The organism is Streptomyces tritici, from assembly GCF_048500665.1.
In the GTDB taxonomy this organism is placed as follows: domain Bacteria; phylum Actinomycetota; class Actinomycetes; order Streptomycetales; family Streptomycetaceae; genus Streptomyces; species Streptomyces tritici.
Genome location: NZ_CP183183.1, coordinates 2187223 through 2199413, shown reverse-complemented (window position 1 = coordinate 2199413; position 12191 = coordinate 2187223). Strand labels below are relative to the sequence as shown.

The window sequence follows — 12191 nt, the reverse complement described above, 5'->3', positions numbered from 1 at the left end:
ATGCCGCAGCTCACCCTCGCCGAGGTCGAGGCCCTGGCCCGCGCGGCCCACGAGGGCCAGACCGACAAGGCGGGACGCCCGTACGCCGAGCACCTGCGGGCCGTCGCCGAGGGCGTACGCGCCCGGGGCGGCAGCGAGGACCAGATCGCCGCGGCCTGGCTGCACGACGCCGTGGAGGACGACGCGCTCACCGAGGAGCAGCTCCGGGCGCTCGAACTCCCGCCGCGGGTGGGGGACATGGTGCTGGCCCTCACCAAACGCCCGGGGGAGACCCCGGAGTCGTACGCGGAGCGCGTCCTCGCGGTCCCCGGCGCGCTCCTGGTCAAGGAGTCCGACCTCGCCCACAACGCGGACCCGGCCCGGCTCGCCGTCCTCGACGATCCGACCCGCCGCAGACTGACCGAGAAGTACGCCCGCATGCGCGCGCTTCTCGGTCTCGAACGGAACGATCAAGCCTAATTCGCGCGCCGCGCCGCCCAGATGTCGCCGAAGTGGCCCGATCCGTACGCCGACGATTCGTCACCGGGGGACTACGCGGCCGAGGTTGGTGGCACGATGGTGGGAGCGGGGGCGCGTGAGTCGTGTGTCCCCCGGCCGGCTAGCGGACCGACCAGGGGTGTGATCAGTTGTGGTCCTTTCACTGTCTGTGGTGCTTCTTTTGGGCATCGTCCTCGTCGTACTGATCCGGGGCGGCTCCCTCAAAGCGGGCCCCGCGGTCGTCGCCGCCCTCTTCGGCTTCTTCCTCGCCTCGACCGGCATGGCCGACGACATCCAGCGCTTCCTCGACTCGATAGCGATGACGATCAACTCGATCAAGTTCTAGGGCATGCCGAAACGGCTCCGGCCCGGTCAGCGCGTGCTGACCGGGCCGGAGCCGTGAGTGGAGCGGGCGACGGGAATCGAACCCGCGTAGCTAGTTTGGAAGACTAGGGCTCTACCATTGAGCTACGCCCGCAAGCGTCGCGCCGCAGGTCACGAGGGCCGCGGCACGTGGAGCATCCTAGCGGGTCCGGTGCCGCCGCCGCACGCCCCTTTCGGGCGGGGCGTCGGACCGTCCCCCAACATGTACCCTACGTGTCGCACCGACGGGGTGTGGCGCAGCTTGGTAGCGCGTCCGCTTTGGGAGCGGAAGGCCGTGGGTTCAAATCCCGCCACCCCGACCACTGGATTCCCCGAGATCACCGCTCGCGCCAAGATCGCGTTGTGGGGCGCATCCGGCATGGCGTTACTATGCAGGCTACGTGCCCGTGTGTCTTTTCTGACCGGGCCGACGGCAGGAACCGCCGCCGAGCGGAGCCCGCCACATCCCAGAATCAGCCACCAAGGAGACCGAACCGTGAAGAGCGCCGTGGAGACCCTGAACCCGACCCGGGTTCGGCTCACTGTCGAGGTGCCCTTCGAGGAGCTCAAGGACAGCCTCGACGCGGCGTACAAGAAGATCAACCAGCAGGTCACGGTCAAGGGCTTCCGCAAGGGCAAGATCCCGGCTCGTGTGATCGACCAGCGGTTCGGCCGCGGCGCCGTGCTGGAGGAGGCCGTCAACGACGCGCTCCCGAAGTTCTACACCGAGGCCGTGAACGAGGCCGAGGTCAACCCGCTCGGCCAGCCCGAGGTCGACATCACCGAGCTGAAGGACGGCGAGCTGCTGGCCTTCACCGCCGAGGTCGACGTCCGCCCGGCCATCGAGATCCCGGACTACTCCGGCATCGAGGTCACCGTCGACTCCGTCGAGGTCACCGACGAGGACGTCGAGAAGTCCGTCGAGCAGCTCCGTGAGCGCTTCGCCTCCACCTCTCCGGTCGAGCGCGCCGCCGCCGAGGGCGACGTCGTGACCGTCGACCTGGAGGCCAAGGTCGACGGCGAGGTGCTGGCCGACGGCGTCGCCAACGGCGTCTCCTACACCATCGGCTCCGGCGAGCTCCTCGACGGCATCGACGAGGCCGTCACCGGCCTGGAGGCCGGCGGCGAGGCCACCTTCACCTCCGAGCTGAAGGGCGGCTCGGCCGCGGGCAAGGAGGCCGAGGTCACCGTCAAGGTCACCGCCGTCGCCGCCCGTGAGCTGCCGGCGCTGGACGACGACTTCGCCCAGCTCGCCTCCGAGTTCGACACCCTCGACGAGCTGAAGGCCGACGCCCGCAAGCGCCTCGAGAACCAGAAGCAGTTCGAGCAGGCCACGCAGGCCCAGGAGCGCGTCCTCGACGCCCTCATCGAGCTGGTCGACGTCCCGATGCCGGAGAAGCTGCTCGAGGACGAGATCAACACCCGCAAGCACAACCTCGAGCACCACCAGCTCGGCCAGATGGGCCTCACCCTCGACAAGTTCCTGGAGCTCCAGGGCAAGACCGCCGAGGAGTTCCAGGCGGAGACCGAGGCCCAGGCCAAGAAGGGCATCAAGACCCAGTTCATCCTCGACGAGCTGGTCGCCCGGGAGAAGCTCAGCGTCAGCCAGGAGGAGCTCACCGAGCACCTGCTGCGCCGCGCCGCCTCCTCCGGCATGAGCCCCGACCAGTTCGCCCAGGCCGTCGTCGAGGGCGGCCAGGTCCAGATGCTGGTCGGCGAGGTCGCCCGCGGCAAGGCCCTCGCGGTCGTCGTCGAGGCCGCCAAGGTCGTCGACAGCAACGGCGAGGTCGTGGACCTCTCCGACGAGGACGAGGTCGAGGAGGCCGCCGAGGCCGTCGCGAACGCCGTCGAGGGCGACGCCGAGGCCGAGGCCAAGTAAGCCCGTCGGGAAGGGCCCGGACGCACGCGCGTCCGGGCCCTTCCCCGTTCCCAAACGGACCCGCGCACCTTGCGCTCCGAGCGAACAGTTCGGGAACCGGGATGGCGTTGTCCTACCAGGGCGTTAGGGTCCATGAATACGAGGGCAGTGCCCTCCGAACGAGACGCTGAGACGGCACGTACGCCGTCGGAGACGAGCAGGTGGATACGTGACGAATCTGATGCCTTACGCCGCGGGTGAGCCGTCCATCGGTGGTGGCCTCGGCGACCATGTCTACAACCGGCTGCTCGGCGAGCGGATCATCTTCCTCGGCCAGCAGGTCGACGACGAGATCGCCAACAAGATCACCGCCCAGATGCTCCTCCTGGCCGCCGACCCGTCGAAGGACATCTACCTCTACATCAACAGCCCCGGTGGCTCCGTGACGGCCGGCATGGCCATCTACGACACCATGCAGTACATCCCCAACGACGTCGTGACCATCGGCATGGGCATGGCGGCCTCGATGGGCCAGTTCCTGCTCACCGGCGGCACCGCCGGCAAGCGCTTCGCGCTGCCGAACACCGACATCCTGATGCACCAGGGCTCCGCCGGCATCGGCGGCACCGCCTCGGACATCAAGATCCAGGCCGAGTACCTGCTCCGCACCAAGAAGCGCATGGCCGAGATCACCGCGCTGCACTCCGGCCAGACCGTCGAGACGATCATCCGCGACGGCGACCGCGACCGCTGGTTCACCGCGGAGGAGGCCAAGGAATACGGCCTCATCGACGAGATCATCTCCGCCGCCTCGGGCGTTCCGGGCGGCGGCGGCACCGGCGCCTGAGCCGCGCCGTACCGCCCAGCCCCAGCCCGCAGAACGCCACCAGGATGGTGAACCCCATGAGCAACTTCCCCGGCTACTCCGGATCCGCGAGCGGCCTGTACACCGGCCCCCAGGTGGACAACCGGTACGTGGTCCCGCGCTTCGTCGAGCGCACCTCCCAGGGCATCCGCGAGTACGACCCGTACGCGAAGCTCTTCGAGGAGCGCGTGATCTTCCTCGGCGTGCAGATCGACGACGCCTCCGCCAACGACGTCATGGCGCAGCTGCTGTGCCTGGAGTCGATGGACCCGGACCGCGACATCTCGATCTACATCAACAGCCCCGGCGGATCCTTCACGGCCCTCACCGCCATCTACGACACGATGCAGTTCGTCAAGCCCGACATCCAGACGGTCTGCATGGGCCAGGCGGCCTCCGCCGCGGCCGTGCTGCTCGCCGCCGGCACCCCCGGCAAGCGGATGGCCCTGCCGAACGCCCGCGTGCTGATCCACCAGCCCTCCGGCGGCACCGGCCGTGAGCAGCTCTCCGACCTGGAGATCGCGGCCAACGAGATCCTGCGCATGCGCAGCCAGCTCGAGGAGATGCTGGCCAAGCACTCCTCCACGCCGATCGAGAAGATCCGCGACGACATCGAGCGTGACAAGATCCTGACGGCCGAGGACGCCCTGGCGTACGGCCTGATCGACCAGATCGTCTCGACCCGCAAGAGCACGGCCGCCTCGGCCGTCTGACGCTCGACCTTCCCCTGGCACGGTTCGCCCGGAGCACCCGCTTCGATGTGAACCGTGCCAAGGGGGGCCCGAACGGGGGGCCCGGCAAGGTACCGTCGGATATGAGGCACCAGGAGTCGGCTGAACCAATGCCGCTCCCAGGCGAAGGGGAAGCACCTCGTGGCACGCATCGGTGATGGCGGCGACCTGCTCAAGTGCTCGTTCTGCGGAAAGAGCCAGAAGCAGGTGAAGAAGCTCATCGCAGGCCCCGGTGTGTACATCTGCGACGAGTGCATCGACCTCTGCAACGAGATCATCGAGGAGGAGCTCGCCGAGACGAGCGAGGTGCGGTGGGAGGAACTCCCCAAGCCCCGCGAGATCTACGAGTTCCTGGAGGGGTACGTCGTCGGGCAGGAGCCCGCGAAGAAGGCCCTCTCCGTCGCGGTGTACAACCACTACAAGCGCGTCCAGGCCGGCGAGAACGGCGGCGCGCAGGGCCGGGACGACGCCATCGAACTGGCCAAGTCCAACATCCTGTTGCTGGGCCCCACGGGCTCCGGCAAGACGCTGCTGGCCCAGACGCTCGCCCGCATGCTCAACGTCCCCTTCGCCATCGCCGACGCGACGGCGCTGACGGAAGCGGGCTATGTCGGCGAGGACGTCGAGAACATCCTGCTCAAGCTGATCCAGGCGGCCGACTACGACGTCAAGAAGGCCGAGACCGGGATCATCTACATCGACGAGATCGACAAGGTCGCCCGGAAGAGCGAAAACCCGTCGATCACGCGTGACGTGTCGGGCGAGGGCGTCCAGCAGGCCCTGCTGAAGATCCTGGAGGGCACGACGGCCTCCGTTCCCCCGCAGGGCGGACGGAAGCACCCGCACCAGGAGTTCATCCAGATCGACACGACGAACGTGCTCTTCATCGTGGGCGGCGCCTTCGCCGGCCTGGAGAAGATCATCGAGTCGCGCGCGGGCGCCAAGGGCATCGGCTTCGGGGCGACCATCCGCTCCAAGCGCGAGATCGAGGCCAGCGACCAGTTCCAGGAGGTCATGCCCGAGGACCTGGTGAAGTTCGGCATGATCCCCGAGTTCATCGGCCGCCTCCCCGTGATCACCAGCGTCCACAACCTCGACCGCGAGGCCCTGCTGAAGATCCTCGTCGAGCCGCGCAACGCGCTGGTCAAGCAGTACCAGCGGCTCTTCGAACTCGACGGCGTGGAGCTGGACTTCGACCGGCCGGCCCTGGAGGCCATCGCCGACCAGGCGATCCTGCGCGGCACCGGCGCGCGCGGTCTGCGGGCCATCATGGAAGAGGTCCTCATGTCGGTGATGTACGAGGTCCCGTCCCGCAAGGACGTGGCCCGCGTGGTCATCACCGCCGACGTCGTCCACAACAACGTCAACCCGACGCTGGTGCCGCGGATCGTCAAGAACGACGGCCGGCACGAGAAGAGCGCGTAGCCGCACCGGACACGCACAGGGGCGCCCGGCCGGATCCTCCAACCGGCCGGGCGCCCCTGTGCGTTGCTCCCGCGGATCAGGCCTTGGTGCGGGCCGAGGCGTACAGCTTCGCCGCCATGTCGGCGACCTCCGTCTGCTGCACCGTCGCCTGCCCGGTCATCATCGTGGCCAGGTCCAGGATGTTGACCGCGCCGAGCGTGGAGTAGTCCGCCCAGGCGCAGGTCGGGACCTCCAGCGAGCTCGGGCCGCCGGCCGGGCTGCCCGGCGCCTTCACGCTGCTCATCTTCACCATCTGGCACTTCATCAGCGCGCCCGAGAAGCCGGCCGGCTTCACCTCCTCGGCGGTGCCGACCGGCTCGATCTTCAGACCGGCCTGCATGTCGGGGTTCTTGCCGATGCTGGCGAAGTAGTTGTCCAGCGCCAGCGCCGGGTCGGCGATCTCGCCGTACAGACCGCTCAGCGTCAGCTGCTTGCCCTTCAGCGGCTCCGGGCTGGTCTTGTACTGGGCGATGACCTGCGCCGGGTTCGCGATGCCCAGCGCCGTCGCCCGCGCCTTCTGCTCCGTGTTCAGCGGCTTCTCGCCGCCGCCCGGGTTCTTCTTGTACTCGCCGACGGTCTCCGGGGCCACGACCTTGTAGCCCTTGGTGTCGTCGCTCACGGCGCTGCCGCCGCCGAGGCCGCCGCCGTCGCCGCCGAACACGAAGTACGCGCCCACGCCGAGCGCGACGACCGCCGCGACCACGGCCACGACCGCGCCGGTGCGCTTCTTCGGCGCCGGCGGCGGGTAACCGCCGGGGCCCTGCCCGTACTGCGGCTGCTGCCCGTACGGCGGCTGCGGAGGCTGCCCGTACGGCCCGGGCTGCCCGTAGGGCGCCTGCTGCGGCGGCACGCCCGGCTGCGGGTACCCGTACCCGGGCTGCGGCGCCTGCTGCGGATACCCGTAGCCGGGCTGGGGGGCCTGCGGCGGCTGTCCGTAGGGACCCGGCTGCCCATAGGGCCCGGGCTGCTGCGGCGGACCACCGTACGGTCCCGGCTGGTTGTAGCTCATTAAGGGCTTCCCCTCACAGGATGTTTATGCGTACCCGTCATCCTGGCGGAACGATTGCCCCGCACGAGCGGTGGGGGGCACACCGTTACGGAACTATCTCGTTTCGGGCCGGGGCCGGGACACCTCTAAACTGACCCCGTGACCGAGAACACTCAGCAGCAGCCAGCAGCCGCCACCACCGAATTGCCGACCCAGTACGCGCCGGCCGAGGTAGAGGGGAAGCTGTACGAGCGCTGGGTGGAGCGGGGGTACTTCGAGGCCGACGAGAACAGCGACAAGCCTCCGTACACCATCGTCATCCCCCCGCCGAACGTCACCGGCTCCCTCCACCTGGGCCACGCCTTCGAGCACACGCTCATCGACGCGCTGACCCGCCGCAAGCGGATGCAGGGCTACGAGACGCTGTGGCAGCCGGGCATGGACCACGCCGGCATCGCCACCCAGAACGTCGTCGAGCGCGAGCTCGCCAAGGAGGGCAAGTCCCGCCACGACCTGGGCCGCGAGGCGTTCGTCGAGCGCGTCTGGCAGTGGAAGGCGGAGTCCGGCGGCCAGATCTCCGGCCAGATGAAGCGCCTGGGCGACGGCGTCGCCTGGTCCCGTGAGCGCTTCACCATGGACGAGGGCCTGTCCCAGGCCGTCCAGACCATCTTCAAGAAGCTCTACGACGACGAGCTGATCTACCGCGCCGAGCGCATCATCAACTGGTGCCCGCGCTGTCTCACGGCGATCTCGGACATCGAGGTCGAGTACCAGGACGACGACGGCGAGCTCGTCTCCATCCGGTACGGCTCCGGGGACGCGGAGATCGTCGTCGCCACCACCCGCGCCGAGACGATGCTCGGCGACACCGCCGTCGCCGTCCACCCGGACGACGAGCGGTACAAGCACCTCGTCGGCACCGAGATCGAGCTGCCGCTGACCGGCCGCCGCATCCCGGTCGTCGCCGACACCCACGTCGACCCCGAGTTCGGCACCGGCGCCGTCAAGGTGACCCCGGCGCACGACCCCAACGACTTCGAGATCGGCCAGCGCCACGGCCTGCCGAACCTCGCCGTCATGGACGAGCGCGCGGTCATCACCGCCCACGGCCCCTTCCAGGGCCTGGACCGCCTGGAGGCCCGCTCCGCCATCGTCGCCGCGCTGCGCGCCGAGGGCCGGATCGTCGCCGAGAAGCGCCCGTACGTCCACTCCGTCGGCCACTGCTCGCGCTGCAAGACCACCATCGAGCCGCGCCTGTCCATGCAGTGGTGGGTCAAGGTCGGCCCGCTGGCGCAGGCGGCCGGCGACGCCGTCCGCGACGGCAAGGTCAAGATCCACCCGCAGGAGATGGAGAAGCGGTACTTCGACTGGGTCGACAACCTGCACGACTGGTGCATCTCGCGCCAGCTCTGGTGGGGTCACCGCATCCCGGTCTGGTACGGGCCGAACGGCGAGGTCGTCTGCGTCGGACCGGACGAGCAGCCGCCGAGCGGCGAGGGCTGGCACCAGGACACCGACGTCCTGGACACCTGGTTCTCCTCCGGCCTGTGGCCGTTCTCCACGCTCGGCTGGCCCGAGCGGACCAAGAGCCTCGAGAAGTTCTACCCGAACTCCGTCCTGGTCACCGGCTACGACATCCTCTTCTTCTGGGTCGCCCGGATGATGATGTTCGGCCTCTACGCCATGGACGGCACCCCGCCGTTCCACACCATCGCCCTGCACGGCATGGTCCGTGACCAGAACGGCAAGAAGATGTCGAAGTCCTTCGGCAACGTGGTCAACCCGCTGGACTGGATGGACGAGTACGGCTCCGACGCCGTCCGCTTCACCCTGGCCAACGGCGCCAACCCGGGCGTCGACGTCCCGATCGGCGAGGACTGGGTCAAGGCCTCCCGGAACTTCGCCAACAAGATCTGGAACGCGACCCGCTTCGCGCTGATGAACGGCGCGACGATCGAGGGCGAGCTGCCCCCGGTCGAGCGGCTGTCCGCCACGGACCGCTGGATCCTGTCCCGGCTGAACAAGACGGTCGCGCAGGTCGACGCGTACTACGAGGACTACCAGTTCGCGAAGCTCAGCGACGCGCTGTACCACTTCGCCTGGGACGAGGTCTTCGACTGGTACGTGGAGCTGTCGAAGACGACGTTCTTCGCCGGCGGCGAGCAGGCCAAGGTCTCCGGCCGGGTCCTCGGCGAGGTCCTGGACGTCATGCTGCGCCTGCTGCACCCGATCGTCCCGTTCGTCACCGAGGCCCTGTGGACCACCCTGACCGGCCGTGAGTCCCTCGTCGTCGCCGAGTGGCCGAAGGACTCGGGCTTCCGCGACGAGGCCGCCGAGGCCGAGATCGAGAACCTCCAGCAGGTCGTCACCGAGGTCCGCCGCTTCCGCGCCGACCAGGGCCTGCAGCCCGGCCAGAAGGTCCCGGCCCGGCTGGAGCTGGACGGCACCGCGCTGGCGGCGCACGAGGCGGCCATCCGCCAGCTGCTGCGCCTCCAGCCGGAGGGCGAGGGCTTCGCGGCCACCGCCTCGCTGCCGGTCGCGGGCGCCACGGTCTCGCTGGACCTGTCCGGCACCATCGACGTGGCCGCGGAGCGCAAGCGCCTCGCGAAGGACCTCGCGGCCGCCGAGAAGGAGAAGGCCCAGGCGAACGCGAAGCTGGGCAACGAGGCGTTCCTCGCCAAGGCCCCGGACAACGTGGTCGAGAAGATCCGCACCCGGCTCGCCAAGGCGGACGAGGACATCGCCCGCATCCAGACGCAGCTGGACCGCCTGCCCCAGGCGTAGCGGCAGCCCGAGAGGCCCGGAACCTCCCCCAAGCTCTTGAGGAGCAGGGGGGACCCCACGGTTCCGGGCCTCTCGCGCACCCGCCTCCACGGCGCTGTCGGCCCTGCTCCGTAGACTGGTCCCGTGAGTGAGCAGCCCCGCGACGAGTCCGACGCATTCGACCGGTTCGACGAGATCGTCGACACCGAGACCGACAGAGACCCCGATCTGGCGGTGATCGAGGCCGGCAGCCGCACCCTGCGCGCCCAGGCCGGTCCGCCGCAGGCCGACGCCGTGCCCGCCCGCCCGGAGGATCCGGAGGTCGACCGGGCGCTGCGCGAGGTGGAGAGCGAGCTGGCCACCCGCTGGGGCGAGACCAAGCTGGACCCGTCGGTGACGCGGATCGCGTCGCTGATGGACGTGCTCGGCGAGCCGCAGCGCGCGTACCCGTCGATCCACATCACCGGCACCAACGGCAAGACGTCCACGGCCCGCATGGTCGAGGCGCTGCTGACCGCCTTCGACCTGCGCACCGGCCGCTACACCTCGCCGCACGTCCAGTCGATCACCGAGCGGATCAGCCTGGACGGCGCGCCGATCTCGGCGGAGCGGTTCATCGAGACGTACCAGGACGTGAAGCCGTACGTCGAGCTGGTCGACGCCCGGCAGGAGTACCGGCTGTCGTTCTTCGAGGTGCTCACCGCGATGGCCTACGCGGCCTTCGCGGACGCGCCGGTGGACGTGGCGGTGGTCGAGGTCGGCATGGGCGGCACGTGGGACGCCACCAACGTGATCGACGGCTCGGTGGCCGTCGTGACCCCGATCTCGCTGGACCACACGGACCGGCTGGGCGGCACGCCCGGGGAGATCGCCGCCGAGAAGGCCGGCGTGATCAAGCAGGACGCGACGGTCATCCTGGCGCAGCAGCCGGTGGACGCGGCGCAGGTGCTGCTGAAGAAGGCCGTGGAGGTGGACGCCACGGTGGCCCGCGAGGGCATGGAGTTCGGCATCGTCTCGCGCGAGGTGGCGGTCGGCGGGCAGTTGCTGACGCTGCGCGGGCTGGGCGGCGAGTACGCGGACGTGTTCCTGCCGCTGTACGGGGCGCACCAGGCACACAACGCGGTGGTCGCGCTGGCGGCGGTGGAGGCGTTCTTCGGCGTCGGCGCGGCGCACGCCCGGACGCTGGACCTGGAGACGGTCCGCCGGGCCTTCGCCTCGGTGGCCTCGCCGGGCCGCCTGGAGGTGGTCCGCAAGTCGCCGACGGTGATCCTGGACGCGGCGCACAATCCGGCGGGTGCGGCGGCGACGGCCGAGGGCGTCTCGGAGTCGTTCGGCTTCTCGCGGCTGATCGGTGTGGTGGCGACCAGCGCCGAGAAGGACGTGCGCGGCCTTCTGGAGGCCTTCGAGCCGATCTTCGCGGAGGTCGTGGTGACCTCGAACTCGACGCATCGCGCGATGGACGCCGACGCGCTGGCGGCGATCGCGGTGGAGGTGTTCGGCGACGAGCGGGTGGTGGTCGAGCCGCGGCTGGACGACGCGATCGAGGCGGCGATCACCCTGGCGGAGGAGGAGGGCGAGTACGCGGGCGCGGGTGTGCTCGTGACCGGCTCCGTGTTCACGGTCGGCGAGGCCCGGCTGCTTCTCGGGAAGGGCTGAATCCGTTGCGTACTCTCTGTGCCTCCACCCTGATCGGCGAGTTCTTCGTGATCGGGTTCGCCGGTCTGGTCGCCATGAAGGACGAGACGCTGGCGATGTCGACCGTGTGGACGGTCTGCGGGGTGGCGATGCTGCTGTCGCTGCTGCTGTGCGGGATGATCACCCGTCCGGGCGGCGTGCAGCTCGGCTGGGCGCTGCAGCTGGCGCTGGTCGCGAGCGGTTTCGTCCTGCCGGTGATGTTCGTCCTCGGGATCCTGTTCGCGGTGCTGTGGTGGTGCTCGGTGCACTACGGGCGGCGGATCGACGAGGTGAAGGCCCGCTGGGCGGAGTCCCAGGGCTCGGCAGGGCCTGACGCTGCGTGACGGCGGCGCCGGGGGGCCCTGTAGCCTCTGAGGTCCGCACACCGTACGTGAAGGAGTTTTCCCCGTGAGCCAGCGATCGCTCGTCCTGCTCAAGCCCGACGCGGTCCGCCGTGGCCTGATCGGCGAGATCATCGGCCGTATCGAGCGGAAGGCGGGCTGGACCATCGCGGCCCTGGAGCTGCGCGAGCTGGACCAGGACACGCTGGAGCAGCACTACGGCGAGCACAAGGGCAAGCCGTTCTACGAGCCGCTCATGGGCTTCATGCAGTCCGGTCCGGTGGTCGCGATGGTCGTCGAGGGCGAGCGGGTCATCGAGGGTCTGCGGACCCTGGCCGGCCCGACCGACCCGATCGCCGCGGCGCCCGGCTCCATTCGGGGTGACTACGGCACCATCGTCCGGGAGAACCTGATCCACGCCTCGGACTCGGAGGAGTCCGCCGCCCGGGAGCTGAAGATCTTCTTCCCGGGTCTGGTCTGACCCGGTATCAACCGATCGCAGCAACGCCCTGGGGGCGACCGAAGGAATTCGGTCGCCCCCAGGCATATGAGCGGAAGAACCGGGAACGGTTGGCTGCGTCATCTCGTCTGCTGTACAGAGGTGGTCCACCGCGCCGGATCCCTGCGGGCGGCACTACGATGGAAACCTCCACGCCACCGCACACGC

The 12191-nt window shown here is 69.5% G+C and carries 11 protein-coding genes and 2 tRNA genes; 11 read left to right on the top strand and 2 right to left on the bottom strand.

The genetic code is table 11. The features are described 5' to 3' along the window. On the top strand, window positions 1–459 hold the full coding sequence (locus ACNJ93_RS10220) for an HD domain-containing protein (protein WP_418957053.1): 459 nt from the start codon (window positions 1–3) through the stop codon (window positions 457–459). 169 nt (window positions 460–628) lie between these two features. Next, entirely contained in the window at window positions 629–823 is a 195-nt protein-coding gene (locus ACNJ93_RS10215) for a hypothetical protein (protein ID WP_393642633.1), read from the top strand. A 58-nt stretch (window positions 824–881) separates the two neighbouring features. Here ACNJ93_RS10215 and ACNJ93_RS10210 read toward each other — a convergent pair. Beyond that, a tRNA-Gly gene (locus ACNJ93_RS10210) sits at window positions 882–955 on the bottom strand. 131 nt (window positions 956–1086) lie between these two features. On the opposite strand from ACNJ93_RS10210, the gene ACNJ93_RS10205 reads away from it, so the two are divergent. From ACNJ93_RS10205 to clpX, 5 genes are all read left to right on the top strand, one after another. Continuing rightward, window positions 1087–1163 (top strand) — tRNA-Pro (locus ACNJ93_RS10205). A 173-nt stretch (window positions 1164–1336) separates the two neighbouring features. Then, on the top strand, window positions 1337–2719 hold the full coding sequence (gene tig / locus ACNJ93_RS10200; protein WP_418957052.1) for a trigger factor: 1383 nt from the start codon (window positions 1337–1339) through the stop codon (window positions 2717–2719). Window positions 2720–2939: 220 nt separating this feature from the next. Beyond that, entirely contained in the window at window positions 2940–3545 is a 606-nt protein-coding gene (locus tag ACNJ93_RS10195) for an ATP-dependent Clp protease proteolytic subunit (protein WP_418961361.1), read from the top strand. Window positions 3546–3589: 44 nt separating this feature from the next. Then, entirely contained in the window at window positions 3590–4276 is a 687-nt protein-coding gene (locus tag ACNJ93_RS10190; RefSeq protein ID WP_418957051.1) for an ATP-dependent Clp protease proteolytic subunit, read from the top strand. A 159-nt stretch (window positions 4277–4435) separates the two neighbouring features. Further along, window positions 4436–5719: an ATP-dependent Clp protease ATP-binding subunit ClpX gene (gene clpX / locus ACNJ93_RS10185; protein ID WP_318106826.1), complete on the top strand. Its 1284-nt coding sequence runs from the start codon at window positions 4436–4438 to the stop codon at window positions 5717–5719. Between the two features lie 76 nt (window positions 5720–5795). Here clpX and ACNJ93_RS10180 read toward each other — a convergent pair whose 3' ends face one another. Further along, entirely contained in the window at window positions 5796–6767 is a 972-nt protein-coding gene (locus ACNJ93_RS10180; RefSeq protein ID WP_418957050.1) for a hypothetical protein, read from the bottom strand. A 138-nt stretch (window positions 6768–6905) separates the two neighbouring features. Here ACNJ93_RS10180 and ACNJ93_RS10175 point away from each other — a divergent pair, with 138 nt between their 5' ends. The 4 genes from ACNJ93_RS10175 to ndk all read left to right on the top strand — a co-directional run bounded on the left by ACNJ93_RS10175 (window position 6906) and on the right by ndk (window position 12005). Then, the gene (locus ACNJ93_RS10175; protein ID WP_418957049.1) at window positions 6906–9530 is read left to right on the top strand and encodes a valine--tRNA ligase; all 2625 of its coding nucleotides are present in this window, start codon (window positions 6906–6908) and stop codon (window positions 9528–9530) included. Between the two features lie 123 nt (window positions 9531–9653). Beyond that, complete coding sequence (gene folC / locus ACNJ93_RS10170; protein WP_418957048.1) at window positions 9654–11165, top strand: bifunctional tetrahydrofolate synthase/dihydrofolate synthase; 1512 nt, start codon at window positions 9654–9656, stop codon at window positions 11163–11165. 5 nt (window positions 11166–11170) lie between these two features. Continuing rightward, on the top strand, window positions 11171–11527 hold the full coding sequence (locus tag ACNJ93_RS10165; RefSeq protein ID WP_418957047.1) for a DUF4233 domain-containing protein: 357 nt from the start codon (window positions 11171–11173) through the stop codon (window positions 11525–11527). Window positions 11528–11591: 64 nt separating this feature from the next. Next, the gene (ndk, locus tag ACNJ93_RS10160) at window positions 11592–12005 is read left to right on the top strand and encodes a nucleoside-diphosphate kinase (protein WP_418957046.1); all 414 of its coding nucleotides are present in this window, start codon (window positions 11592–11594) and stop codon (window positions 12003–12005) included. Window positions 12006–12191: the final 186 nt, after the last annotated feature.